Below are 24,013 nucleotides of genomic sequence, written 5' to 3'. Positions count from 1 at the left end.
ATTTCGCGTCCCGCGAAAATAGCCGTATAAATACTGACGGTTTGCCTCTTTCTGCTAATTTTTCGCGGCATAGCGCGTCAAATAGCAAATTAATAATTTTACTGAAAAGAGTCATGCCGATCCGCCGCCTTCCACCCGGCGCCGAGTACGACCCCAACCGGGTCCTCGACGCCATCATCTCCCGCCTGCGCCTGAAGAATGACGCAGCCCTGTCGCAGCTGCTCGAAGTGGCGCCGCCCGTGATCAGCAAGATCCGCCACAACACCTTGCCGATCGGCGCGACGCTGCTGATCCGCATGCACGAGGAGAGCGATTTCAGCATCGGCGAATTGCGTGCGCTGATGATCAGGAAGGGCAGCGAAACCGCGGGGGCTGGCGCCGTATAAAGCGACAGCCGGCATGGCGGCCAGGACCGCGATGCCGGCTGCGAGGGTTGGTCTTTCTTCAGGCGGCTTGCGCGGCCTTGCTCGGGGCGGCGCACCAGGCAGTGTCACCAGCCTTGGCAGCTTGCTTGCCCGGCGCCGCGCACCATGCGGTATCGCCAGACTGGGCGGCTTGCTTGCCCGGCGCTGCACACCATGCGGTGTCGCCGGCCTGGGCGGCTTGCTTGCTCGGGGCTGCGCACCAGGCAGTGTCACCAGCCTTGGCGGCTTGCTTGCCCGGCGCCGCGCACCATGCGGTGTCGCCGGCCTGGGCGGCTTGCTTGCCCGGCGCTGCGCACCATGCGGTGTCGCGGGCCTGGGCGGCTTGCTTGCTCGGGGCTGCGCACCAGGCGGTGTCGCCAGCCTGGGCGGCTTGCTTGCCCGGCGCTGCGCACCATGCGGTGTCGCCGGCCTGGGCGGCTTGCTTGCCCGGGAATGCGCACCATGCGGTGTCGTCGGCCTGGGCGGCTTGCTTGCCCGGGAATGCGCACCAGGCCGCATCGCCCTTGATGACCACGCCGAATTCGGCTTCATAGATTTCACGCATGCGCTCGCCGGCGCGTTCGCGTTCGCCTTCATCGGCGCCGGCGCCCATGCCGACGTAGGGGTAGTGATGGAGGAAGAAGCCGAAGGTCGCTTCGCAGTCGCGTGCGTACTTCATCGTGTCGAGGATGTGGTAGTGCCAGAACGTGTCGACGTCGACCGTCGGCGAAGCGCCGTCGTCCGGGTATTTTTTCATGAGGAACAGGAAGCGCCGGTACTCGGCCTCGACCGCGTTGGCACGGCGTTCGGACCAGCCTTCGCCCGATTCCGCATGCATCAGTTTCATTTTGATGGGTGTCAGGTCAAGAGCTTCGAACACTGAGAATTCGGTATTGGTCGACATCGTTATCACCTCGTTAAATTTGTAATGGCGCTGCGTTATCCCTGTTTGGCATGGCAGTCGTGCTGTTGACGCTGGTGGTACTGGCTCGCGTCGTGGCCTTCTGGTCGATACTGTTTCTGTCACGTTCGTCTTGACCCGTGACAGTGATAAAAATTTTCATGCGGATGCTCATTGCAACTGTTGAGCTTGATCAAACTTTGGCTGTAATAACGGTATCTGTTGCAACATAGCGTAAGTACATCGTGTATCGTCAGGCGGCCACGGCCACCGTCGACCGCGCCCCCCGGTACATCGCGTCGTCGTCGCTGCCGAACATGGGCGTGACCGGGATCGACACCACCACCGTGGTGCCGGCGTCCAGGCCGCTGCTGATCGAGAACGAGCCACCCAGGATGCCAACCCGCTCCTCGATTCCGACCAGGCCGAACGAGCCGTGGCGGTTGCGGCTTCCCGGCTGCATGCCGACGCCGTTGTCGCGGATCGTCATGGTCAGCATGTCGGCCTGCTGCTGCAGGGCGATCCTGACCCTGGTCGCGCGCGCATGGCGCGCCACGTTGTTGAGCGACTCCTGCAGGATGCGGAAGAAGGCGGTGGCGCTGTGGTCGTCGATCCGGTGCTCGCCGTCGTCGTCGACCAGCTCGCACTCGATGCCGGTGCGGCGCGCGAAATCGGCCACCTGCCAGTCGACCGCCGCCGACAGGCCCAGGTCCAGCACATTGGGGCGCAGGTCGTTGATGATCTGGCGCACGCTGCGGATGGTGACGTCGATCTGGCGCACGGTGGCGTCGGCGCGCGCGTGCAGGCGCCGGTGGCCGCCGCGGGTGCGGTTGGCCAGGAACTCGGCCTCGATCTTCAGCGCCAGCAGGTTCTGCGCCAGGTCGTCATGGATCTCGCGCGCGATGCGCTTGCGCTCGCCTTCCTTGATCTGCTCGGCGTGCGCCGCCAGCAGGCGCAGCTTTTCGTGGCTGGCCTGCAGCTTGGCCTGGCTGGCGCGCAGTTCGCGCGTCATTTCCTCGGCCATGCGCAGGGCGTTGCGGCGCGACGAGGCCAGGATCTGGAACAGGGCGTAGAGCAGGGCGGTGCTGATGCCGGCGGCGAACGCGGCCAGCCAGGGGTAGTACATGTCGAAGCGCGTGTACAGCACCGACTTCGGGATGCTGAAGTCGGCGCGCCAGATGCGCTGGTTGAATTCGATCGGCAGGCTGGTCGCGAATACGCTGTTGTCGTCCGGCGGCGGCGCCGGGTCGGGGCGCTCGGCGCTGGCCAGGCTGTCGTACAGCGTGGCGCGTGGCGGCGTCTCGCCGGGCTCGGGCGTCACCGAGGTCAGCTCGGTCAGGATCAGGCGCGCGCCCCGGATCGGGAACTCGTCGAGCACCCCACCCACCAGGCGCGCCACGCCGAAGCCGATGCCGACTGAACCGATATAGGCCAGGCGCCGACCCTCCACCGAGTCGGTCGGCATGTCGCTGCGGTACACCGGCAGGCGCAGCGCCAGGCCATTCTGGTTGGGACCAGAAAACAGCTCGATGCGGGTGCCCGAGGCGCTCGGCAAGCCGGAGTCGCGCGCGCTGGCCAGCACGCGCCGGGTCGCGCCGCGTGCTTCCAGGTCCATGCCAAGCTTGGTGAGCGAGAGCGGGAGCAGGGGCTCGATATAGACCAGCACCGTATAAGTATTGCGGTCGGGCTGGGCCACCAGCGGCTGAAAGTGGTGCACGCCGCGCCGCGCAAGGCGTCCACGCACCTCCTCGTTCAGCGCCGGCAGGCCCGGCGTCTGGACGGCGCGCGCATAATTGATGACTTCGATGCCCGGGAAGTTGCGCTTGATGTCCAGTTGCTGCACGTACTGGCGAAACTGGTCGGCCGTGGTGTCGGGCGCGGCGCGGAATAGTCCGGCGGCGCCGCGCAACACATCGCTATAGCTCTTTATGCGGGCGTCGATCGCGTACTGGGAGGCGCGCGCCATGCTGCGAAAACGCGCATGGGCATCGCTCTCGATCGCCTCGGACGTGGCGAACCAGGCGCCGGCGCCGAATGCCAGCGACAGCAGCAACCCCGTTACAAGGGTCGCCGGCGCGAACATTCCGGGAGAACGATCTGGGGGCATGCGGTGGTCTCGAAAATGCAGGGCGGCGCGTGGTCGCGCTCGGCGTCAATACCTACGTACGCTAAGCAATGTCTGACGAGACAGGAGCTATCAGGTTTACTAGGTTTTACAAAAACACGACGTCCGGCGGTGAGGCTGCAGATGAAAAAAAGGGCGCCGCGACCATGGGCCGCGGCGCCTTCGGGCCGGCTGGTGACCAGCGGCGATCAGTTGAAGCTCAGGCCATTATTGCTGGCGTTGCTGACCTTCTTGCCTTTCAGGTCCACCGTGAAATGGTCGCTTGGCTTGGCCGAACCCAGGCCCTTGAGGATGGCGAACACCTGCTTGAACTGGTTCTGGAACGGTACGTGCACCGGGTTCTGGTCGGACGGCTTGTCGCCCACCCTGGCGATGGCCGCGGGGGTGGCGGGGAAGGCTGCCATCAGCACCTTGTACTGGTTCACGCGCTGCTGCCCCATGTCGCGCAGGGCCAGTTCGCCCGCATACACGGTGCGGTGGAAGTCGCCGTAGAAATCGTAGGCCGAGATGCCGGCGAAGTCGTCCAGGCGCAGGCCGGCGGCGCTGGCCAGCTTGTCGGCGCGCGCGGTGGCCTCGAGCCAGTCGGCGGCGAGGGTCGAGGCGGCGACCGTGGCGCTGGACGTGGCGCCCGGCGCGGCGCAGGCGGCAGTCAGGGGCACGACGCCAGGGACGTCCTTGAGCTGGGCCAGCGTCACTTTCGTCTGCAGCTGGGACAGGATCAGCATCTGCTTGCCGTCCAGGGCCATCGCCGCTTCCTTCATCTCGCATGGCCAGTATTCGTCCATGAAGCGCAGGCGCGACAGTTCGCCGAAGTACTGATGGGTGTACTCGCCATAGGAACGGGTTTCGAGGATGTCGCGGTCCCAGCGCTTGGCCGCGTCGGCGGGCACCGAGCTGCCCTTCAGGTAGTCGTTCTCGACCACATAGTGCGGGAACAGCTCGGCGAAGCGCGGCACCGTGTTCAGGGGCATGGTCTGGACGTCGATCGTGTCCTGGTCTTTATAGGTGACGATCTTGTAGGCCGCGCCATACACCGCCAGCGACGGCGACTGGACGTTGACCAGATAGTTGCCGCCGGCATCCTGGTGGTCGTTGGTGCCGTTGAAGTGCATGTGGCCGCCGACGTGCAGACGCAGGCCGGTCGCGGCCACCGCGTTGGCCACGGTCTGGTCCGGCACGCGCGCGGTCTGGAAGGCGCCCGACTTGAACACGGCCTTCATGGCCGAGGTCTGGTTGGCGTAGAAGTCCATGGTCGGGTAGTGCGAGAAGGCCATCAGCTGCTTGCCTTCCGCCTTGGCGCGGGCGGCGACCGACTTGATGTAGTCCATCAGGAACATCTTGTGGGTGATGACCTTGTTCCAGCCGGCGTTGCCGGCGCCATCGTAGCCCTTGAAATCGTGCGGCTTGGCCGGATCGAATTTCGCGTTGGGGACGAAGACGTTGGCGTCGATCGAGAGCAGCCACAGGCCCTTGACCGGCTCCACCAGGTAGGTGCTGTCGATCATCTCGGTGCACTTGGTGAAAGCCTTGCCCAGCCTGGCTTCGCCGGCTGCCTTGTAGGCGCCGCCCGAACCCTCGAGGCAGATCTCGAACTGGCGGTTCTTCACCGCGGCCTGGGCCAGCGCTTCGTCATACGTGTACTTGCCGCCAGTGTACTTGCTGAACGGGGTTTCCCACAGCAGGTCGGCCTTGTTCGGCATGAAGCCGAATTCGGCCATCTTCGTCATCAGGCGTTCGGTGCCTTGCTCCATGACCTGGTCGGTGCAGATCACGGTCGGGTCCTTGGCGACGCAGGCCGGATTGCCGGTGGCGAAGATCTTCTGTTCCTTGCCTTCCTTGGTCAGGAAGTCGTTCTTGCCCGCTTCGTTGTCGTCGTAGGGCTCGACCGGATCGTGGTTGCCCGGCGCCAGGAAGAAGCGCATGCCCTTGGCCTGATAGTCCTTCATGATGGCGGCGATGCCGTCGACGTTCATCGGCTGGGCGTCGTCGGTATAGTCGCCCGGCAGCGCCACGACGCGGATGCCCTTGGCGTAGGCGTCGTCGAGCGCGGCGAAGAAGGCGAAGTAGTTCTCGTTGAACAGGCGGGTCGAGGTCAGCTGCGCGTACATCGTGCGGATGGTCGCGTGCTTGCCGTCCTTGGTCGGGATGCCGGCGAACTGGCTGTTCTTGAAGTCGCCGTAGACGTTCTGGAAGTGGACGTCGCTCATGAAGGCGACCGGGGTCGGCGCCGGAGGCGTTGGCGTCGGATCCGGCGTCTGCACCGGCGGCGGCGTGGTCGCGGCGGGGGCGGATGGATCGCTGGGGCTGCAGCCGGCCAGCAGGGCCAGGGAAAGGGCGGCGGCGCAGGAGGCGGCGCCGGTGAAACGTAAGCGGGTCATGCAAGTCTCCGGTCGGAAGGATGGCCGGCATGATTGCATTCTTGCATGACCGCTTTGTTACAAGGGCGGCGCGATGAGCGTCACCTTTGCCCATGCGTCGTAACGCTAGTGCAAGGCGATGCTGCCTTCGGACAGCGCGCTGCCGGCGCCATTGCCGGCGCCGCCCAAGGAGCCAGCGCTGCGGCCGGTCGCGCCGGCCAGTGTGGCGCGGGTGGGCCCGTCGCTGGCCTCGCTGTTATCGTAGGCGACCACTTCCTTGCCCGTCGCCCGGTCGAGATGCCAGATCTTGAGCGTGATACGGCCCGGTTCGCCGCCGGCGGCATGCGATGCGGTGGCGGCCAGCGTGAACCGGTAGCCTCCTTCACCATTGAGGGTGCCGCTGCCTTCGAACCTGCCCTGGGCGCCCTGGGTCGCGACCCGCCTGACGTCCTTGCTCACGAAGTCGAGGTCGCCGGCATCGAAGTGCAGCGCGCCTGGCGTCGCTTGCGAGAACGCCGCCGTGCTTGCCGGCTGGGCATCGACCGCCGGCGCGATGAAGCTGAAGCGCGCCTTGCCCGTATGGCGCAGGGGCGCCTTGCTGGCCGCCAGCGGCGAGATGAAGGCGCCGGCGCCGGCCGCCATCCCCTGGCCCGGCTGGTAGGCGACGACCTGGCGGCTGACGTCCACGCTGGCGCCGTTACCGTCGACGACCTTCGCCGTTACCGTGTAGATGCCGGAACGGGTATAGCTGTGGGTGGCGCCGGCGTTGGCGGCGCCGCTCGCGGCCGGCGTGCTCGCCGTCCGCGTGGCATTGCCGTCGCCCCAGTGCCAGGTGATGCCGTAGCGCGCGGCCGGACGGTCGCCGGCGACACCGACCGATGCCGTCAGCGGCGCGCCCACCGCCACCATCCCGCTCGCCACGACCGGGCCGACGCTGTGCGGGCAGGCGCAGGGCGACTTGCTCACGGGCTTGAGCAGCACCAGGCCGGTATTGCCCACGGCGACGATGTAGCCGTTGTCGGCGATACCCAGCGCGCTTTCGAGCACGATGCCGGGCGGCGCGTGCTTCAGGCGCGTGTTCAGGTCGACCATGCCCTCTTTGGCGGTCCAGACATAGGCGTGGACCGGGCCGGCGCCGGTCTGGGCGGCGCCGACCACTTGCCCCTTGTTGTTGGCGCCGCGCCCGGACGAGATGGTGCCGCCGAGCGTGCCCAGGTCGACCAGGCCGCCGCCCTGGGTCCAGGTCATGGCGCGCGAACCGATGAAAGGGTCGCCGATCTGGCCGGTGATGCGTCCGCCGGAAGTCATGCCGAAGGCCTCGGTTCGCACGGCGGGCGGGGCGAGGTCCACCATGCCGCTGCCGAAGGTCCAGACGTAGCCGCGCCAGAGCTCGCCGTCGACGTGGTAGTTGCCGGCCACATGGCCGATGGCGCTGATGCCGACCGGGGTCGAGTCGTTGCTGGCATTGGTGTGGATGTCGATCATGCCGGTGCCGAAGGTCCAGAGGAAGGCGTGGTAGTCGTTGCCGAAGGCCCAGGAGTCGCCGACGATGATGCCTGCGTCGTTGATCGCCCGGGCATACGACGATTCGACCGGTCCCGGCGCCAGCACGCCGAGGTCGGTGATGCCTCCCAAGGCGCTCCAGCGGAAGGCGCGGTTGAAGCTGGTGGCGGTATTGTGGGCGATGGCCGTGATCACGCCCTTGTTGTTGATGACCGGCTCGAGGGCTTCGTCGGCCCCGGGCAGGGTGCCGATATCGGTCATGCCGTCCGCGGCGTTCCAGGTGAAGGTGCGGATGTCGTCGGCGGCATTGAGGGAGACCCCGACCACCTGGCCGGAATTGGTGAGCCCGGTGGCGCGGGCGAAATTGCCGGGACCGGTAAGGCTGCCGATGTTCTGCGAGCTGGCGCCATTGTAGAAATAGGCGTTGATGGGCTCGTTGAAGATATCGGTCGTCAGCGAATAGGCGACCTGGCCGCTGGCATTGATCGAGGCCGAGATGACTTCGCCTGCGGCGAGGTTGACGACGCGGTAGGTGGTCTTGGCGGGCGCGGGATGGTGCGGCTTCTTGCCGTCGACCTGGCCGAGAGCGCCCTGGGCGGACGCGGCGCCGATCAACCCGGGTGCGAGCAGACATAGTAGACAAGACAGGACGGTGTGGAAACTTACGTGCATATCGCCTCCGCTTGGGTGGATGCATGTCAGGACTTCCATGATCGCGGCGCGATCCGCGGTGTGGCGTGAGGAGGATCAGGCGACGACGGCGCGCACGAATGATGCAGCTCGAAGCCACCTTGCTGGAGCAGACCCGGCAAGAAAGGCGCTGTCATCGTTAAATATGGATGAGCATTGAACTGCTGAGCTGACCCGCGGTCCAATCCCCGTTGCCATCGATCGGGAGCGCACGATGAAAGCGCCGCAGTTTGAGGAGTTATTCGCCGAGCTGGCGCTGCTGAACCAGCCGCAACGTCAGCAGGTGCTCGCCGCCCTGCATCCGACAGCCGGGCTCGACCGGGTGGTCGCCCTCATCGACGAGATCCGGTCGAAGGGGCGCCGCTGCCCGGATTGTGGCTGCGAGCGTTGTCACCGCCATGGCCAGGCCAACGACCTGCAACGCTATCGCTGCTGCGCGTGCGGCCGTACCTTCAACGACCTGACCGGCACGCCGCTGGCGCGGCTCAGGCACAAGGGCAAGTGGCTCGAGTATCTGGATACGGTGCTCGATTCCCGCACGGTCCGCTCTGCGGCCAAGCGTGTCGGCGTGCACCGCAACACCACGTTTCGCTGGCGCCATCGCTTTCTCGACCGGGTCAAGGACGACCGGCCGGAGCGCCTGGCCGGTATCGTTGAGGCCGACGAGACATTCCTGCTTGAATCGCAGAAGGGTTCACGCAAGCTCGATCGCACGCCGCGCAAGCGTGGCGGCAGGGCCGCCCTGCGCGGCATTTCCCATCATCTCGACTGCATCCTGGTGGCGCGCGACCGCAGCGGCCAGACCATCGACGCCGTCACCGGCCGCGGCGCCTTGAAGGTGGCCCAGCTGGTCAAGCATCTGCTGCCCAAACTCGATCTTCAAGCATTGCTGGTTACCGACGCCAACGCCGCCTATTCTGCCTTCGCCCGCTCCCAAGGGATCGCGCACCAGGCCGTCAATCTGAGCGCCGGCGAACGAGTCCGAAACGGCGTCGAGGGCACGATCCATGTTCAAAATGTGAACGCTTACCATCGGCGTTTCAAGGAATGGCTGGCGCGCTTCCACGGCGTGGCGTCACGCTGGTTGCCCAACTACCTGGGCTGGCATTGGGCGCTCGATGGTGGGAGAGTCACTTCCGTCGAGCAATTGCTGCGAACCGCATTCGGGGTCATCAACAACTAACGATGACAGCGCCGCAGGAAAAAAATCCCGCCGCGGCAATGCCGGGGCGGGATTCTTCAGAACGGCAACAGACTGGAAGCTTACTTGCCCCAGCTATCCTTCAGCGTGGTCACGCGGTTGAACACCGGCTTGCCCGGCTTGGAGTCGACGCGGTCGGCGACGAAATAACCATGGCGCTCGAACTGGAAGCGCTGGTCGGCCACGGCGTCCTTCATGCCCGGCTCCAGGTAGGCGGTCACGGTCTCCAGGGCGTTCGGATTGAGCACCGACTTGAAGTCCTTGCCGCCGGCGTCCGGCTGCGGATCGAGGAACAGGCGGTCGTACAGGCGCACCTCGGCTTCGAGGGCGCTGGCTGCGCTGACCCAGGTGATATTGCCCTTGACCTTGTAGTTATCGGCGCCCGGCGTGCCCGACTTCGAATCCTCGAAGTACTTGACGTGCACGGCGGTCACGTTACCGTCGGCATCCTTGTCGTAGCCGGTGCATTCGACCACGTAGCCGTACTTCAGGCGCACGCGGCTGCCCGGCTGGTCGCCCACCGGAGGAGTGAAGCGGAAATAGCCCTTGGTCGGGGTTTCCATGAAGTCTTCCTGCTCGATCCACAGCTCGCGCGTGAACGGGAAGGTGCGCTTGCCCAGTTCCGGATGGTGCGGATGGACCGGCGACGAGCATTCCACCGACTCGCCTTCCGGGAAGTTATCGACGATCAGCTTCAAGGGGCGCAGCACGGCGATGGCGCGCGGCGCCTTCGGATCCAGGTCGTCGCGCAGCGCGCCTTCCAGGGTGCCCATGTCGATCCAGCCGTCGGCCTTGGAGACGCCGATGCGCTCGCAGAACAGCTGGATCGATTCCGGCGTGTAGCCGCGGCGGCGCAGGCCGACGATGGTGGGCATGCGCGGGTCGTCCCAGCCGGTGACGGTGCCGTCGTCGACCAGCGCGCGGAGTTTGCGCTTGGAGGTGACAACGTACGTCAAGTTCAGCCGTGCGAACTCGTACTGGCGCGGCACCGGCTTTTTAAAGAAGCCGCCTTCGGCCAGGGTCTCGACCAGCCAGTCGTAGAACGGGCGGTGGTCCTGGAATTCCAGGGTGCACAGCGAGTGCGTGATGTTCTCGATCGCATCCGAGATCGGGTGCGTGTAGTCGTACATCGGGTAGATGCACCAGGCGTCGCCCGTGCGGTGATGGTGCGCATGGCGGATGCGGTACAGGGCCGGGTCGCGGTTGGTCATGACCGGCGACGCCATCGCATCCTCGCTCATCTTGGCGCGCAGGATGTGCTCGCCGTCCTTGTACTTGCCGGCCCGCATGTCGCGGAACAGCTGCAGCGATTCCGCGGCCGGACGGTCGCGGAACGGCGAGTTGGTACCCGGCGTGCCGAAGTTGCCGCGGTTCTTCGCCATGTCCTCGGCGCTCTGGCTGTCGACGTAGGCGTAGCCCTTCTCGATCAGGTACTCGGCCATCTGGTACAGCTTTTCAAAGTAATCGCTGGCGTAGTACAGGTGCTCCTGGCCCTCGCGCTCCCACGAAAAGCCGAGCCACTTGACGCTGTCCATGATGGTGTCGACGTACTCCTGGTCTTCCTTCTCCGGATTGGTGTCGTCGAAACGCAGGTGGCACAGGCCGGCGTAGTCGCGTGCCAGGCCGAAGTTCAGGCAGATCGATTTCGCATGGCCGATGTGCAGGTAGCCGTTCGGCTCCGGCGGAAAGCGGGTGATGACCGGCGGCAGGCCATCGCGCTGGTGGGTGCCGGCGGCCAGGTCGGATTCGACGATCGCACGGACGAAGTTCGACGACGGTGCATTGCCCGGCGCCGGGGTATTCTTGTCGTTGCTCATGAAATAGTTCTGGAAGGGTAAGTTGGGGGGCATTTTACCGTACCCGGAGGCGGCTGAGGTTGCCCGTATCGCGAGCCGGACGCCGGGGCTCGCGCCACGTCCGGCGTTTTCTATAGGATAATCTCTGTTTACCGTATTTTAAGATAGTTGCCGGGAGAGTTTCTGTTGGAAAATTTATATGCGATCCTCGGCGTCGCGCCGAACGCGACCGACGACGAGATCAAGAAAGTCTACCGCTCGCTGGCCATGCGCTACCACCCGGACCGCAATCAGGCGCCCGGCGCGGAAGCGCGTTTCAAGGCCGTCACCAAGGCCTACGAGATCCTCTCGGACCGCGCCAAGCGCGAGGAATACAACCAGAGCGTGAACCACCGCATCGTGCTGGACGCAGAGGCCGAGGCGTTCGAGCTGTGGCGCTCGCTGTTCGCGCTCAACGGCGTGAACCTGCCGGCGAACTGACCCGGCACCACGGCAACACTGGATGCGGCCCGAGCCGCCGCGTCCCATCAACAGGATAGAACATGAAGAACGTACATCCCGAATTCTCCTTCCAGTCGCGTGAGCTGGAAGGCCAGATCGAGGGCACCCTGGGCGACCCGCCCAACCGCAAGAACTACGACATGATGGTCGGCGCGCTGGTGTCCGAATACGCCGACGGCGGCGGCATCGACGACGTCAACATGATGGCGTTCGCCCTGGTCGACAAGATCCGCTTCCTGGATCCGAAGGGCCTGATGCGCGAAGCGGCCGACTATGCCGACGGCGACCCTGCGCGCGTGTTCGCCATGGCCGAGTGCTCCGGCGACGACGGCCGCGCCATGTACGAGGGCATGACCGCCAACTACCCGGAACTGGCGCGCCAGGCCATCATCACCGCCTTCCTGTTCAAGAACCAGAACCGCTGGGACGACGAGGACCAGTCGCTCGAGCAGCTGGGCCGCGACGACGATGGCGACGACGACGAGGAAGACAGCCCGGCCACCGACGACTTCACCCAGCTGTTCGATGAAGGAGAGCGCGATGAGCGATGACACCAAATCCAACCTGCCGGCCCTGGTCAGCCAGGTCGGTGAACTGGTGCTGGCCGGCTCGCTGGAGCACGCCGAAGAGGTGTTCTCCAAGGCCGCCGACGAGCACGGCGACTACGCCGTGGCCCAGGTCCTGACCGAGCTGCCGCCGCAAGTCACGGCCCTGCACCTGTCGGGCTTCGACGGCGCCAAGACCTCGCTGGCCACCATGCTGGTGCCGCCCAAGGCCTGGGCCGACAGCCTGGCCTTCATCGCCGCCACCTGGCCCGACAACCTGATCGAGGACGATCCCGAACGCATCGCCGAGAACCTGTTCAACCACGTGCACGGCGTGGTCTATGCCCAGGACGACGAGGAGCGCCGCAACGAGCTGCTCGAAGCGGCGTCGAGCACCGACCATGGCGCGACCGTGTTCGCCATCCTGTGGTCGCTGGCGCCGAAGGAAATCCTGGAAGTAGCGGGCGAGATCCTGTCGAAAGGCCGCTACGTCAGCGGCCAGACCAGCGCCGACAGCGACATCGTGCCGCTGGCGGTCGACCTGGCCAAGGCCACCGAAGACGGCTGGGAGCGTTCGCTGCTCGAGCTGTTCCCCGAATTCCGCCACAGCGCCGAGATGGCCGAGATCGAGCTGCCCGACGATCCGGACGAAGAGTCCGAATTCATGCAGCGCTCGACCCGCGACCTCCTGCTGCGCCTGAGGAAGCAAGTGCCGTCGGTGCGCAGCATGCCGCGCCGCAGCCCGCGCCGCAGCATGGGCACGGACATCTTCTCGTGACGGGAGCCGCCGCCGATATGTTGCCAGCCATCGTCATCGAACAACCGCCGCGCCTGATCCGCGCGATCAGGCTGCTGCCGGGCGAAGCCACGCCGGACGAAGCGGCGATCCTGGCCGACGAACTGTCGGGGATCACCGCCATGGTGGCCGAGAAGTTCACCAACGACCGCACCGCCGAAGGCATCGCGCGCGCGCTGCTGCTGACCGTGGGCGGCGTGTCCCTGGGCCTCGAATACCTGATCGAGAGCGCCGACGAGGGCGACCTGGACGCGCTCGACATCCTGGTGGGGGAGGGCGCCGAGCACGCCTTCCAGGCCGGTTTCCGCATGATCCGCGAACTCGCCGCGCTGCCTGAGGACAGCCTGGTGAGCGAGTACGACAACGATCCGGTGTACGCCCAGCGGCGCCTGAAGGAGCTGTTCGTCGACATCTGCACCGCCGATCCGGGCGAATCGTGGTCGGGCTACGAGCGCTTCCTGGGCCAGGTCCAGCAGCGCCAGCAGGTCCAGGCGACCGTCAAGGCCGCCGAGTGGCTGCGCAAGAACCACTACGAGGGCCCGGTCAAGGATCCGGACCTGAACTCGGAGGGCGTGATCGCGCTGGCCATCATCTTCGCGGTCGAGGGCGGCGCGCGCGTCACGGCGCGCACCGGCCAGAGCGAGTTCGAGCGCTTCGTGAAGGCGGTGCGCAAGCACCAGCCGGATTTCGAGCAGGGCTGGGCCGAGTTCCTGGCGCGCATTCCGCCGGTCCACCAGCCGGTGATTGCCGAGCGCATCGACATCTACCGCAAGCACTGCACGGTGCTGGAGCAGATCGGCACGAAAGCGACGATCGCCCAGCTGATGACCGAGCTGGAGAACTACGCGGGTTCCGAAGTGGATCCGGAATATCCTTGAGCACCCCCGGCGCACGCATCGCCGCCGGCAGCCCGGCCTTCCGGCGCATCAACCGCGCGATGGCGTTCGGGGGCTTTTCCATCTTCGCCCTGCTGTACTGCGTCCAGCCGCTGATGCCGCTGCTGGGCCATGACTTCCTGTTGTCGCCGGCCCAGAGCAGCCTGGTGCTGTCGGTGTCCACCGCCACCCTGGCGCTGGCGCTGCTGGGTTCTTCCAGCGTGGCCGAGCGCTTCGGCCGCAAGACGGTGATGGTGGCCTCGATGATCAGCGGCGCGGTGCTGACCCTGGCCTGCGCCTTTGCCGCCAACTACACGCAACTGGTCGCCGTGCGCGGCCTGATGGGCCTGATGCTGGGCGGCTTGCCGGCCGTGGCCATGGCCTACCTGAGCGACGAGATCGAGCCGACCTCGCTCGGCCTGTCGATGGGCATGTACATCAGCGGCAGCGCCTTCGGCGGCATGAGCGGGCGGGTGATCTCGGCCTTCATCAGCGATTTCGCGTCCTGGCGCGTGGCGGTCGGGCTGCTCGGCGCGGCCGGGCTGTACGCCGCCTGGGAATTCTCGCGCAGCCTGCCGCCGTCGCGCCATGGCGGCGCGCTGCCGGCGCGCGGGCCCGGCTTCGTCGACGGCCTGCGCATCCATTTGCGCGACCCCGGCCTGCCGTGGCTGTTCGCGCTGCCGTTCCTGCTGATGGGGGCCTTCGTCAGCCTGTACAACTATATCGGCTACCGCCTGTTGGCGCCGCCGTTCGGACTGCGCCAGAGCGCGGTCGGGCTGCTGTCGCTGCTCTACCTGCTGGGCATCTTCAGCTCGATGTGGGCCGGCAAGCTGGGCGACCGCCTGGGCCGGCGCAACGTGCTGTGGCTGCTGATGGGGGTGATGATCGCCGGCCTGCTGGTGACCCTGGTTGATTCGGTCATTGCCGTGGTGCTGGGCGTGGGCCTGGCCACCTTCGGCTTCTTCGCCTCGCATTCGGTGGCCAGCAGCTGGGTCGGACGGCGCGCGCAGCCGCCGCAGGCGCTGGCCTCGGGCATTTATTTATTCTTCTATTATCTCGGCTCGAGCGTGGTGGGGTGGTTCACCGGCTATGTGTACGAGCACTGGGCCTGGCCCGGGGTGGTGGCGCTGCTGGGGGCGATCCTCGGCATCGGCCTGCTGATCGCGTTGCGCCTGCGCACGCTGGCGCCGGTGCCGGTGCGCTGAGCGGCGCCGCTCAATTCGGAAACCGGCCGTTGCGCGGCAACGGCAGGATCGCCTCGGATACCTCCTGTTCGGGCGTCAGCCGGCGGCACGCATCCGGACTCTGCAGGACCCGCTCGATCACGGACGAGGGGACGTTCTTGTGCTCCATATAGCGCCGCGCCTGGGTGGCATCGCGTACGGCCAGGATGTTCAGGCCGCGCGCCACGGCGTTCGCGGTGGTTTCATCGCTGCGTCGTTGCCGCATTTGAATCTCACAACACCTTTGCATCATTGTCTGTCGAGGGCGGATGGTTCGGTATGCATCCGCGCGTCCGGATGATAACCCGCTGCGAAGACGATCTGCCAGCCTGGTCCTGGAGTGCGCGCACAAATGAAAAACGCCACGCTGGGCGTGGCGTTGTCTGGCGATGAGCCGTACCGATCAGCGGCGTGCGGCGCGGTTCACCGGCGGACGCGGACCGCTGCCGGTCTTGCCGAGGTGGCGGAAGGTGATGCGGCCCTTGCTCAGGTCGTAGGGCGACAGTTCCAGGCTGACCTGGTCGCCGGCGATGATGCGGATGTGGTTCTTGCGCATCTTGCCGGAGGTGTAGGCGATCAGCTTGTGGCCGTTTTCGCAATCGACGCGATAACGCGAATCGGGCAGCACCTCAGCGACGACGCCATTCATTTCGATGAGTTCTTCTTTTGCCATGATGGGCTCCTGTAAGTGTGAATACGAATATCGGGCCGGCCTGGCGCAACGGCGCACGGGCAGGCGGGTAATGCGGCCTGCGCGGGCAGGCGGTGTCAGGATGAACGTGGCGGCGCAGCGCGGGCGCTTCGCCGGGAATGACGGAGCCCGCGCACGGCAGGCTTCATGTTCGATGACTGGCAGTTACTTTGTGCGGGTACTTCGTTCGGATAATGCGGCCCTCGTCATCCGCAAGGGCGCTTCGCTCTGGGCTGCGCCGTGAGCGCAAGGTCGTCCGCATGAACACGATATGGGGACAGGGCACTGAATTACCAAGGGTAATCTCGTGTAAGTCGATTGCGGACCCCGTCTGGAGCGCACGCCGATCGAACGATGCCGCAAGGCGTTAGTGTAACACGGTTGGCCCCTACCGTTCATGCCACCGCGTAATGAAGCTATAATCGACCCAATATTCCGTTGCGCAACGCGCGACCCTTCCACCCGGTCGTCCCGCATCCTGCAACCGGGAGCGTGTGAAGCGGCCGACAATATAGGCTGTTCCATGAGCACCACGACTGCACCCCGTCTTTCGACCGGCATTCCCGGCCTGGACGACATCCTCGGCGGCGGCCTGACGCCGCAACGCGTATACCTGGTCGAGGGTTCGCCCGGCGCAGGCAAGACCACGCTCGGCCTGCAGTTCCTGCTCGATGGCGTGGCGCGCGGCGAAAGCGGCCTGTACATCACCCTGTCCGAGACCACCGACGAGCTGATCGCGGTCGGCCACAGCCATGGCTGGGACCTGTCGCAGTTGGCGATCTACGAGCTGGCCGGTGACGACGACCTCGACCCGGATTCGCAGCAATCGGTGTTCCATCCGTCCGAGGTCGAGCTGGGCGAGACCACGCGCAAGGTGATGGACCGGGTCGATGAGCTGCGTCCTGTGCGGGTGGTGTTCGACAGCCTGTCCGAGGTGCGGCTGCTGGCCCAGAACGCGCTGCGCTATCGGCGCCAGATCCTGGCGCTCAAGCAGTTTTTCTCGGCCCGCGAATGCACGGTGCTGCTGCTCGACGATAAAACCGCCCAATCCGACCAGCACTTGCACAGCATCGCCCACGGCGTGATCACGCTCGAGCAGATCGCCCGCGAGTACGGCAAGGAACGGCGCCGCGTGAACGTTCTCAAGATGCGCGGCATCCGCTTTCGCGGCGGCTACCATGACTACACGCTCGACACCGGCGGCATCACCATGTATCCGCGCCTGGTCGCCGCCGAGCATGTGCGCGACTTCGTGCCGCACGTCGACTCGTCGGGTTCGGACGGCTTCGATGCCCTGCTGGGCGGTGGCCTCGTGCGTGGCACGAACACGCTGCTCGTCGGTCCGTCCGGCATCGGCAAGACCACCCTGTCGACGCGCTGCCTGCTTTCGGCCCTGGAGCGCGGGGAGAAGGCCGCCTATTACCTGTTCGACGAGGGCCTGGGCACCTTCTTCACCCGAAACCAACAGCTCGGACTCGATCTGCGTCCCCATCTCGCCAGCGGCCGGCTCTCCATCCACCATTTCGACCCGGCCGAGCTGTCGCCGGGCGAATTCGCGCAGGCGCTGCGCGACGCGGTCGACGGCGGCACCCGCTTCATGGTGATCGACAGCCTCAACGCCTACCTGCAGGCGATGCCGGGCGAGCAGTTCCTGACCCTGCAGATGCACGAACTGCTGTCCTACCTGAACCAGCAGGGCGCGACCACGGTGATGATCCTGGGGCAGCATGGCCTGATGGCGGAAGGCCGCACGGACGTCGACCTCAGCTACCTGAGCGACAGCACGGTGCTGCTGCGCTTCTTCGAGGCGTCGGGCGAGGTGCGGCGCGCGATCAGCGTGATCAAGAGCCGCACCACCCAGCACGCCTCGACCATCCACGAGCTGCAGCTGGGCGAGGGCGGGGTGCGCATCGGCGCGCCGCTCCAGGGCTTCGAGGGCGTGCTGACGGGCATCCCGACCTATCGCGGGTTGACGCCGATGATGGCGCAGGCGCCGCATGCACCGGAATAATCCGCACGAAGAACGTATTCTGGTATTCGCGCCGCGCGGGCGCGACGCGGAGGTCATGGCGTCGGCCCTGCGGTGCGACGGCCTTGATTGCGAGCTCGTCGGCGATATCGCGGGCCTGGGCACGGCCATCGGGCAAGGCGCGGGCGCGGCCATCGTGGCCGAAGAGGCCTTGCACGGGGTCGACGCATCCGCCCTGCGCGCCTGGCTGGAGCGCCAGGAACCATGGTCCGACTTTCCCTTTATCGTCTTGTTGGGGAAGGCCACCGGCCTGCACCAGGCCGCGGCGCGCGCGCGCCTGGGCGACCTGGGCAACGTGATCCTGCTCGAGCGCCCGCTCAACGTCCAGACCCTGCGCAGCGCCACCGTGTCGGCGCTTCGCGCGCGCCGCCGCCAGTACCAGGCGCGCGACGTGCTGGCCGACCGCGAGCACACCGCCGCCAGCCTGCAGGACAGCCGCCAGGAGTTGGTGGCGCTGAACGAAACGCTGGAATCGCGCATCGAGGAGCGCACCCGCGCCCTGGCCCAGGCCAACGACCGCCTGATGAACGAGATCATCGAGCGCGAACGGGTGCAGCAGGCCATGGCGCAGTACCAGAAGATGGAAGCGGTGGGGCGCCTGACCGGCGGCATCGCCCACGACTTCAACAATCTGCTCAACGTGGTCCAGGGCAGCATGGACCTGATCCTCCTGATGTCGAAGGACGAGGTGGCGAAGGGCCGCGCCGAGATCGCGCGCAAGGCCTGCCAGCGCGGCGGCAAGCTCACGCGCCAGCTGCTGGCCTTCGCCCGCAACCAGAGCCTGGACCTGCGCGAGACCGATATCGGCGGCCTGTTCGACGGGGTGCGCGAACTGGTCTCCACTTCGCTCGGCTCGCGCATCGGGCTGCGCTTCGAGGTCGAGGGCGACTGTCCGCCGGTGCTGGCCGACGCCAACCAGATGGAGATGGCGCTCCTGAACCTGGCCATCAATGCGCGCGATGCGATGCAGGACGGCGGCGAACTGGTGTTCGTCGCCGCCTGCGACGCGCCGCCGCCTGGCTTCCTGCCGCCGGGAGACTACGTGCGCATCGCCGTGACCGACAGCGGAGAAGGCATGGCGCCCGACCTGGTGGCCAAGGTCTTCGAACCCTTCTTCACGACCAAGGGCGTGGGAGGGACCGGCCTGGGCCTGAGCCAGGTGTACGGCATGGCGCAGCAGTCGGGCGGCGCCGCGCGCATCCTCAGCGAGCCGGGCGTCGGCACCACGGTGGAAATCTGGCTGCGCACGGCGGGCGGCAAGGAAGACGCCGAGCCGGCGCCGCCGGCGCGCATGCCGGCCGTCAGGCAGGCGGCGCGCATCCTGATCGTCGAGGACGACGACTTCGTGCGCGAGTCGATGGTGTCGTCGCTCGAAGCCCTCGGCCATGCGGTGCGCCAGGCCCCCGACGGCGAGGCCGGCCTGCGCGCGCTGCACGACGAGCGGCCCGACCTGCTCATCACCGACTACCTGATGCCGGGCATGACCGGCGCCGAACTGGTGCAGCGCACGCGTGCGATGTTCCCCGGCCTGCCGACCATCATCGCCACCGGCTACGCCGACATGAAGGCGATCGAGCAGGTGATCGGCGATGGCGTGGTGCTGCGCAAACCCTTCCAGCTGGCCGAGCTGGCGATCAGCGTCGGCCAGGCGCTCGACCGCCAGCGCCAGGGCGACGGCGGGGCGGCGGGTGCCCGCTGACGCGCAAGCGTGCAAGCCTCTTTCACCTGCCCAACTATAATTGCTGCTCATCGGGAGCCGGCAGGTCCCGGACCATCCACCCGAGAACGGCCCGTCATGACGACTGCACCCGACCACTTCGACTATGAAGCGCACCTCGCCGCCTGCGCGCGCGGCGACCGGCAAGCCCTGCGCCGCCTGTATGACCGGGAAAGCCCGCGCCTGCTGGGTGTGGCCCTGCGCATCGTGCGCGAGCGCCAGGCGGCCGAGGACGTGCTGCACGATGCCTTCGTGAGCATCTGGACCCGCGCCGCCGGCTTCGACGCCACCCGCGGTTCGGGCCGCGGCTGGATGTACACGGTGGTGCGCCACGCGGCGCTGGACGCGGTGCGCGACGGCGCCCGTGAAATCAACGTCGACGAGGAAGCGTTCGATGCCCTGGACGTCGATGCCTTCGATCCCGGCATGCAGGACGCCTTCGAACTGCGCCAGGACATGGGACGCCTGCACGACTGCCTGAACCGGCTCGACGTCGCCAAGCGCAACAGCATCCTGCATGCCTATGTCGACGGTTTCTCGCACAGCGAGATCGCCGAGCGCCTCAAGTCGCCGCTGGGGACGGTGAAGGCCTGGATCAAGCGCGGCCTGAGCGCGCTGCGGGAGTGCATGGTATGAATCCGATCCACGACTCCTACGAGCTGGCCGGCGAATACGTGCTGGGCACCCTGTCGCGCGAACGGCGCCGCGAGGTGGATGCCATGCTGCCGAACGACGCCACGCTGCGCGCCGCCGTCGCCTATTGGGAAGAGCGGCTGTTGCCCCTGAACGCGCTGGTCGGGCCGGTGACGCCGCCAGGCGCCCTGTGGAGCCGCATCGAGCGCAGCCTGGCGCCGGTGGCCGCACCCGCGGCCGTCCGTCCTGGCTGGTGGGAACGCCTGGGCCTGTGGCGCGCCCTGGCCGCCGGCGGCTTCGCGGCCGCCGCGATCATGGCCGCCGTGGTCGGCCTGCGCCAGTTCGAGGTCGAGCAGCCGCGCTATATGGTGGTGCTGGCGGCGCCGCAGAATGCAGGGCCGGGCTGGGTGCTGGAGCTGGTGGCCGACGACACGCTGCGCCTGGAGCCGCTGGTCACGACCGAGGTGCCCGCGGATCGCGCGCTGCAGCTGTGGACCAAGGCCGACGACTGGGAAGGTCCGGTCTCGCTGGGCCTGGTCAAGCCGGGCGAGGCGGTCGAGGTCAAGCTCGCCAATCTGCCGAAGGTGGTGCCGAACCAGTTGTTCGAAATCACATTGGAACCGGCCGCCGGATCACCGATCGGCCGTCCGACCGGGCCCATACTCTATATCGGGCGCGCGGTCAGGATATAGGCTTTCCTGAAGGTGGCCCGCATGCCACCTTCAGATCCTATCAGCGCAGCCAGATCGCGATATCGCGCACGCCTGGCGTGCCACTGCCGATCACCGAAGTCGCCGGCGTCGCCGCGCCATTGACCGGGGTTGCCGCACCGGTGCTCAGATTGACCCGGTACAGCGAGCTCGGACCGCCGGCCGTGGTGCGCAGCGCCGCCAGCACCAGGCCGTTCTCGCCGCCACCGATGTCCATGGCGCCGCTGCCCGCCACCGTCACGCCCAGCGGTCCGACGTCGACCAGCGTGCCGTCGTTCGGCGGATTCTGCAGCGCCAGCACCGAACTCGCGCCGTCTACGTCGAACAGCTGGGTCGAGGCCGCATTCGGGATGCTGTTGGTGTAGGCGGCGGCCACGACGCGCGGGGCCACGCCGGCGCGGTTGATGTTGCCGTCGGTCGTGGTGGCGCCGGTGTCGACGTTGATGCGCAGGCTCTGGCCGCTGTCGCTGATCACGCGCAGGCGGTCGGCGGCCGGGTTGAAGTCGACCGCGAACGTCGTGCCCTGCATGGCGGTGTAGGGCGCGGTGGTGTCGGCGGCGTCGGCGCTGAGCGTCGCCTTGACGGTGGCGGCGCCGGTGGCCGGGTCGATCGTGACCAGGCGCGCGGTCGAGGTCAGGCCGTACAGCATGCCGTCCTTCGGCCGCACATCGATGCCGACCAGGGTTTCGCCGCCGGCCAGGCCGGTGATGGCGATATTGTTGTCGATGATGTTGGGCGAAGCGACCTTGAAGCCCAGCAGGCGATTGTCGTCCGAAAGACCCAGGATCACCGGCGCCGCGGCGCCGCGCAGCGCGATGCCGCGGATGTCTTCGGTCACGCCGAGCGCGCCGATCAGGGTGGCCGGAGCGCTGGTGGCAGCCAGGTTCACGCCATACAGGTTGCGCGCGCCGCCGACGGTGGCGACCATATACCCCATATTCGTGCGCGCATCGATGTCGAATCCGTTCGCCGCGCCGATGGCGACGCCCAGCGGCACCGGCTTGGCCAGGGTGCCGTCGTTCGGCGGGTTCTGGGTGTACAGGGTCGAATTGGCGCTGTCGATGCCGTACAGCGTGGTCGAGCCGGTGCCGGCGAACGAGTTGGTATAGGCCGAGGCCGAGATCGCGGTATTGGCCGCGCCGCCGTTGATGCTGCCGTCGGTGGTCGTGGCGCCGCTGTCGACGTTGATGCGCAGGCTCTGGCCGGTATTGCTGACGATGCGCAGGCGGTCGGCCATCGGATTGAAGTCGACGCCGAAGCTGGCGCCGGCCAGGGCGGTGAACGGTTCCGTGGTGTCGGCGGCATCGGCGACGAGGCGCGATTTATTGGTGGCGGCGCCAGTGGCCGCGTCCAGCGTGTACAGGCGGCCGGTCGAGCCGACGCCGTACAGCATGCCGTCCTTTGGCCTCACGTCGATGCCGACCAGGTTCTCGCCGCTCTGCAGGCCCGTCACCAGCACGTTGCTGCGGATGGTGCCCGGGGTGGCGCGGTCGAACGAGACCAGGCGGTTGCTGGCGGTCAGGGCGACCACGTCACCGACGGTGGCAGTCGGCGGCGGCGGGGCAGGGGTGGGCGGCGTCGCGTCATGGTCGTCACTGCTGCTGCCGCAGGCGGCCAGGGCGAGGGCGATCGAGGAAACGAGTACGAGCTTGGTGAATTGCGGATTGGTCATGATGTGTCCTCAGTAAGAATTGCTTGTTTGAATTCATTGGGGCGCATCGCGGCCGGGTCGGCTGCAATGTTGGCGCTTGTACTACTCGCCAGATGCAGGAATGGATGCAGCTTGTGAAAAAATATTTTCAGCTTGCTGAGATATGCATGTATGCAGCATAAATGTCTGATGGACATTTGTTTTTTCTCAAAGTAGGCTGGACGTTTTGATGCCGAAAAGAAAAGGAACAAGATGAACCGGAAGATCACTACCATCGCGCTGTTCTTGGGCGCGGGCTTGGCGCAGGCGACGGACTTCAAGCCCTGCGCGGATGCCGCGAGCGATCCCGCATTGACGGGCAGCCTGTGCGCGCTCGAGCAAGTGCAGGGCGATCCTTCCGGGCTGGCTGGCGGCCCCGCGGCCCCGGTCTCGCTCTTCGTGCGCAAGTTTCCTGCGCAAGGCGCATCGCGCGGCCAGGTCTGGCTGGTCGCGGGTGGCCCTGGCGAATCGGGCTCCTCGTTCTATGGCATACTGCCGACCCTGCGCCGTGCCTTCCCCGGATTCGATCTCGTGATGCCGGACCATCGCGGCACCGGTTTCTCGACCCGCATGTGCCCGGCCGAGGAAGCTGTGGATTCTCCCGGCGGCGCCGCCCTGGACGGCGCCGAGTGGGGCACCTGCTTCCAGTACCTGAACGGGCATCCTGTCTATGCACGCCAGTTCTCGCAGACGAATGCGGCCCACGATCTCAAAGGGCTGATCGAGCGCACGCCGCACCAGGGCAAGACGTATCTGTATGGCACCTCGTACGGCACCCAGCTCGTGCTGCGCACGGTGGCGATGGGCGTGAAGGTCGACGGCGTGGTGCTCGATTCGCTGGTGCCGCTGCAGGACGACGCCACGGCCGACCTGAGCCGCCATTCGCTGGTGGCCGATGCGGTGGGGCGCGCCATCCTGGCCGATTGTGAGCGCGGGCCCTGCGGCGAGCGCATCGGCGAACCGCTCGAGCCGCTCTACCGGCGGCTGCTGGCGCGCGCCGAGAACGAACCGGCGCTGCTGGCGAATGTGCCCGGCAAGAACCCGAAGCGCTTCTTCGGCGCGCTGCTCGATTTCCCCAGCGCCGCCAGCCGCATTCCAGAGATGGTCAAGGAACTCGATGCCGGCCAGGACACGGTGTTGAAGGAAGTGTTGGCCGATGTGGAGCGCCAGACCGCGAGCTTTGGGAATTTCCCGCAGCGGCCGCCGTCGACGCCGCTCGTGATCATCATCAGCGGTTCCGAGAACAATCTGCAGCCGAAACGCACGACCGAGGAGGTGAAGCAGGAAGAGGCCGGGCTGCTGTTCTCGAGCAGCATACCGGGCCATCTGGTCGGCAATCCCATCCCCCTGTACGAACGCGATGCCTGGTTCGCGCGCCTGCCTGCGCGCCTGCCGCCGACGCTGGTCATCCACGGCGACCGCGACGGGAAGACGGCGTATGGCGCCGCCGTGCGCCATATCGAGGCGCTGCGCAAGGCCGGGCCGGTGCGGCTGTTCACCGCCAAGGGCGGCGGACATTTCGTGCTATGGTCCGGCGGGGCGTGCGGCGAGGCCGAGGTGAGGCAGTTCGTGCTGGGAGAAAAGCCGCCGCAGCGCTGCGAGACGGTCGCGCGCAGCCACTGAGCA

Annotated in this window: 20 protein-coding genes; 12 read left to right on the top strand and 8 right to left on the bottom strand. The window is 66.8% G+C overall.

The features are described from left to right. The first annotated feature begins 113 nt into the window (after positions 1-113). Positions 114-386 carry a hypothetical protein gene (locus J3U95_RS09760; RefSeq protein WP_208278401.1) on the top strand — a complete coding sequence of 91 codons (273 nt, stop codon included), beginning with the start codon at positions 114-116 and terminating at the stop codon, positions 384-386. Positions 387-444: 58 nt separating this feature from the next. On the opposite strand, the gene J3U95_RS09755 is transcribed toward J3U95_RS09760, so the two are convergent. The 4 genes from J3U95_RS09755 to J3U95_RS09740 all read right to left on the bottom strand — a co-directional run bounded on the left by J3U95_RS09755 (position 445) and on the right by J3U95_RS09740 (position 7,962). After that, entirely contained in the window at positions 445-1,251 is an 807-nt protein-coding gene (locus J3U95_RS09755) for a glycine-rich domain-containing protein (RefSeq protein ID WP_229519739.1), read from the bottom strand. A 307-nt stretch (positions 1,252-1,558) separates the two neighbouring features. After that, positions 1,559-3,412, bottom strand: a complete 1,854-nt coding sequence (locus tag J3U95_RS09750) for a sensor histidine kinase (RefSeq protein ID WP_229519738.1) — start codon at positions 3,410-3,412, stop codon at positions 1,559-1,561. A gap of 206 nt (positions 3,413-3,618) precedes the next feature. Further along, positions 3,619-5,808 (bottom strand): metallophosphoesterase family protein, encoded by a 2,190-nt coding sequence (locus tag J3U95_RS09745; protein WP_208278399.1) that lies wholly within the window; start codon positions 5,806-5,808, stop codon positions 3,619-3,621. A gap of 105 nt (positions 5,809-5,913) precedes the next feature. Beyond that, positions 5,914-7,962 carry a PKD domain-containing protein gene (locus J3U95_RS09740; RefSeq protein WP_208278398.1) on the bottom strand — a complete coding sequence of 683 codons (2,049 nt, stop codon included), beginning with the start codon at positions 7,960-7,962 and terminating at the stop codon, positions 5,914-5,916. Between the two features lie 232 nt (positions 7,963-8,194). Between J3U95_RS09740 and J3U95_RS09735 the strand changes: the two genes are divergently transcribed. Then, on the top strand, positions 8,195-9,163 hold the full coding sequence (locus tag J3U95_RS09735) for an IS1595 family transposase (protein ID WP_208278397.1): 969 nt from the start codon (positions 8,195-8,197) through the stop codon (positions 9,161-9,163). Between the two features lie 80 nt (positions 9,164-9,243). On the opposite strand, the gene J3U95_RS09730 is transcribed toward J3U95_RS09735, so the two are convergent. Further along, positions 9,244-10,998 (bottom strand): glutamine--tRNA ligase/YqeY domain fusion protein, encoded by a 1,755-nt coding sequence (locus J3U95_RS09730; protein WP_208278396.1) that lies wholly within the window; start codon positions 10,996-10,998, stop codon positions 9,244-9,246. 165 nt (positions 10,999-11,163) lie between these two features. Between J3U95_RS09730 and J3U95_RS09725 the strand changes: the two genes are divergently transcribed. The 5 genes from J3U95_RS09725 to J3U95_RS09705 all read left to right on the top strand — a co-directional run bounded on the left by J3U95_RS09725 (position 11,164) and on the right by J3U95_RS09705 (position 14,899). Beyond that, complete coding sequence (locus J3U95_RS09725) at positions 11,164-11,457, top strand: DnaJ domain-containing protein (RefSeq protein ID WP_123071341.1); 294 nt, start codon at positions 11,164-11,166, stop codon at positions 11,455-11,457. A 62-nt stretch (positions 11,458-11,519) separates the two neighbouring features. Beyond that, complete coding sequence (locus J3U95_RS09720) at positions 11,520-12,029, top strand: hypothetical protein (RefSeq protein WP_208278395.1); 510 nt, start codon at positions 11,520-11,522, stop codon at positions 12,027-12,029. After that, positions 12,019-12,801: a hypothetical protein gene (locus tag J3U95_RS09715; RefSeq protein WP_208278394.1), complete on the top strand. Its 783-nt coding sequence runs from the start codon at positions 12,019-12,021 to the stop codon at positions 12,799-12,801. The genes J3U95_RS09720 and J3U95_RS09715 overlap by 11 nt, the downstream gene beginning before the upstream one ends. 17 nt (positions 12,802-12,818) lie before the next feature. Next, on the top strand, positions 12,819-13,697 hold the full coding sequence (locus tag J3U95_RS09710; protein WP_208278498.1) for a hypothetical protein: 879 nt from the start codon (positions 12,819-12,821) through the stop codon (positions 13,695-13,697). Continuing rightward, a complete protein-coding gene (locus J3U95_RS09705) occupies positions 13,694-14,899 on the top strand; it encodes an MFS transporter (protein WP_208278393.1) in 1,206 nt (401 codons plus the stop codon). Before J3U95_RS09710 ends, J3U95_RS09705 begins: the two co-directional genes overlap by 4 nt. Positions 14,900-14,909: 10 nt before the next feature. Here J3U95_RS09705 and J3U95_RS09700 read toward each other — a convergent pair whose 3' ends face one another. Beyond that, the gene (locus tag J3U95_RS09700) at positions 14,910-15,143 is read right to left on the bottom strand and encodes a hypothetical protein (protein WP_229519737.1); all 234 of its coding nucleotides are present in this window, start codon (positions 15,141-15,143) and stop codon (positions 14,910-14,912) included. Between the two features lie 177 nt (positions 15,144-15,320). After that, positions 15,321-15,590 (bottom strand): translation initiation factor IF-1, encoded by a 270-nt coding sequence (infA, locus tag J3U95_RS09695; RefSeq protein WP_005668826.1) that lies wholly within the window; start codon positions 15,588-15,590, stop codon positions 15,321-15,323. Positions 15,591-16,131: 541 nt separating this feature from the next. Between infA and J3U95_RS09690 the strand changes: the two genes are divergently transcribed. From J3U95_RS09690 to J3U95_RS09675, 4 genes are all read left to right on the top strand, one after another. Beyond that, positions 16,132-17,619, top strand: a complete 1,488-nt coding sequence (locus J3U95_RS09690; RefSeq protein WP_208278392.1) for an ATPase domain-containing protein — start codon at positions 16,132-16,134, stop codon at positions 17,617-17,619. Next, positions 17,606-19,336 carry a response regulator gene (locus tag J3U95_RS09685; RefSeq protein WP_208278391.1) on the top strand — a complete coding sequence of 577 codons (1,731 nt, stop codon included), beginning with the start codon at positions 17,606-17,608 and terminating at the stop codon, positions 19,334-19,336. The genes J3U95_RS09690 and J3U95_RS09685 overlap by 14 nt, the downstream gene beginning before the upstream one ends. Positions 19,337-19,432: 96 nt before the next feature. Further along, positions 19,433-19,990, top strand: coding sequence for a sigma-70 family RNA polymerase sigma factor (locus tag J3U95_RS09680; protein ID WP_208278390.1), 558 nt, complete (start codon positions 19,433-19,435; stop codon positions 19,988-19,990). Then, the gene (locus J3U95_RS09675) at positions 19,987-20,679 is read left to right on the top strand and encodes an anti-sigma factor (protein WP_208278389.1); all 693 of its coding nucleotides are present in this window, start codon (positions 19,987-19,989) and stop codon (positions 20,677-20,679) included. The genes J3U95_RS09680 and J3U95_RS09675 overlap by 4 nt, the downstream gene beginning before the upstream one ends. A 40-nt stretch (positions 20,680-20,719) precedes the next feature. Here the strand turns inward: J3U95_RS09675 and J3U95_RS09670 are convergent, their stop codons facing one another. Next, positions 20,720-22,369 (bottom strand): DUF4394 domain-containing protein, encoded by a 1,650-nt coding sequence (locus J3U95_RS09670; protein WP_208278388.1) that lies wholly within the window; start codon positions 22,367-22,369, stop codon positions 20,720-20,722. 231 nt (positions 22,370-22,600) lie between these two features. Between J3U95_RS09670 and J3U95_RS09665 the strand changes: the two genes are divergently transcribed. Further along, on the top strand, positions 22,601-24,010 hold the full coding sequence (locus tag J3U95_RS09665; protein WP_208278387.1) for an alpha/beta fold hydrolase: 1,410 nt from the start codon (positions 22,601-22,603) through the stop codon (positions 24,008-24,010). The last annotated feature ends 3 nt before the right edge of the window (positions 24,011-24,013 follow it).

The organism is Massilia oculi (genome assembly GCF_017582745.1).
GTDB classification, from domain to species: domain Bacteria; phylum Pseudomonadota; class Gammaproteobacteria; order Burkholderiales; family Burkholderiaceae_D; genus Telluria; species Telluria oculi_A.
This window is presented reverse-complemented; position numbering and strand designations above follow the sequence as displayed.

Coding starts and splice junctions, on each gene's coding strand:
- J3U95_RS09700 (WP_229519737.1), bottom strand. CDS start 15,143: ATGCGGCAACGACGCAGCGATGAAACCACCGCGAACGCCGTGGCGCGC.
- J3U95_RS09715 (WP_208278394.1), top strand. CDS start 12,019: ATGAGCGATGACACCAAATCCAACCTGCCGGCCCTGGTCAGCCAGGTC.
- J3U95_RS09665 (WP_208278387.1), top strand. CDS start 22,601: ATGAACCGGAAGATCACTACCATCGCGCTGTTCTTGGGCGCGGGCTTG.
- infA (WP_005668826.1), bottom strand. CDS start 15,590: ATGGCAAAAGAAGAACTCATCGAAATGAATGGCGTCGTCGCTGAGGTG.
- J3U95_RS09670 (WP_208278388.1), bottom strand. CDS start 22,369: ATGACCAATCCGCAATTCACCAAGCTCGTACTCGTTTCCTCGATCGCC.
- J3U95_RS09675 (WP_208278389.1), top strand. CDS start 19,987: ATGAATCCGATCCACGACTCCTACGAGCTGGCCGGCGAATACGTGCTG.
- J3U95_RS09735 (WP_208278397.1), top strand. CDS start 8,195: ATGAAAGCGCCGCAGTTTGAGGAGTTATTCGCCGAGCTGGCGCTGCTG.
- J3U95_RS09730 (WP_208278396.1), bottom strand. CDS start 10,998: ATGAGCAACGACAAGAATACCCCGGCGCCGGGCAATGCACCGTCGTCG.
- J3U95_RS09740 (WP_208278398.1), bottom strand. CDS start 7,962: ATGCACGTAAGTTTCCACACCGTCCTGTCTTGTCTACTATGTCTGCTC.
- J3U95_RS09685 (WP_208278391.1), top strand. CDS start 17,606: ATGCACCGGAATAATCCGCACGAAGAACGTATTCTGGTATTCGCGCCG.
- J3U95_RS09755 (WP_229519739.1), bottom strand. CDS start 1,251: ATGAAACTGATGCATGCGGAATCGGGCGAAGGCTGGTCCGAACGCCGT.
- J3U95_RS09680 (WP_208278390.1), top strand. CDS start 19,433: ATGACGACTGCACCCGACCACTTCGACTATGAAGCGCACCTCGCCGCC.
- J3U95_RS09710 (WP_208278498.1), top strand. CDS start 12,819: ATGTTGCCAGCCATCGTCATCGAACAACCGCCGCGCCTGATCCGCGCG.
- J3U95_RS09690 (WP_208278392.1), top strand. CDS start 16,132: ATGAGCACCACGACTGCACCCCGTCTTTCGACCGGCATTCCCGGCCTG.
- J3U95_RS09760 (WP_208278401.1), top strand. CDS start 114: ATGCCGATCCGCCGCCTTCCACCCGGCGCCGAGTACGACCCCAACCGG.
- J3U95_RS09750 (WP_229519738.1), bottom strand. CDS start 3,412: ATGCCCCCAGATCGTTCTCCCGGAATGTTCGCGCCGGCGACCCTTGTA.
- J3U95_RS09720 (WP_208278395.1), top strand. CDS start 11,520: ATGAAGAACGTACATCCCGAATTCTCCTTCCAGTCGCGTGAGCTGGAA.
- J3U95_RS09745 (WP_208278399.1), bottom strand. CDS start 5,808: ATGACCCGCTTACGTTTCACCGGCGCCGCCTCCTGCGCCGCCGCCCTT.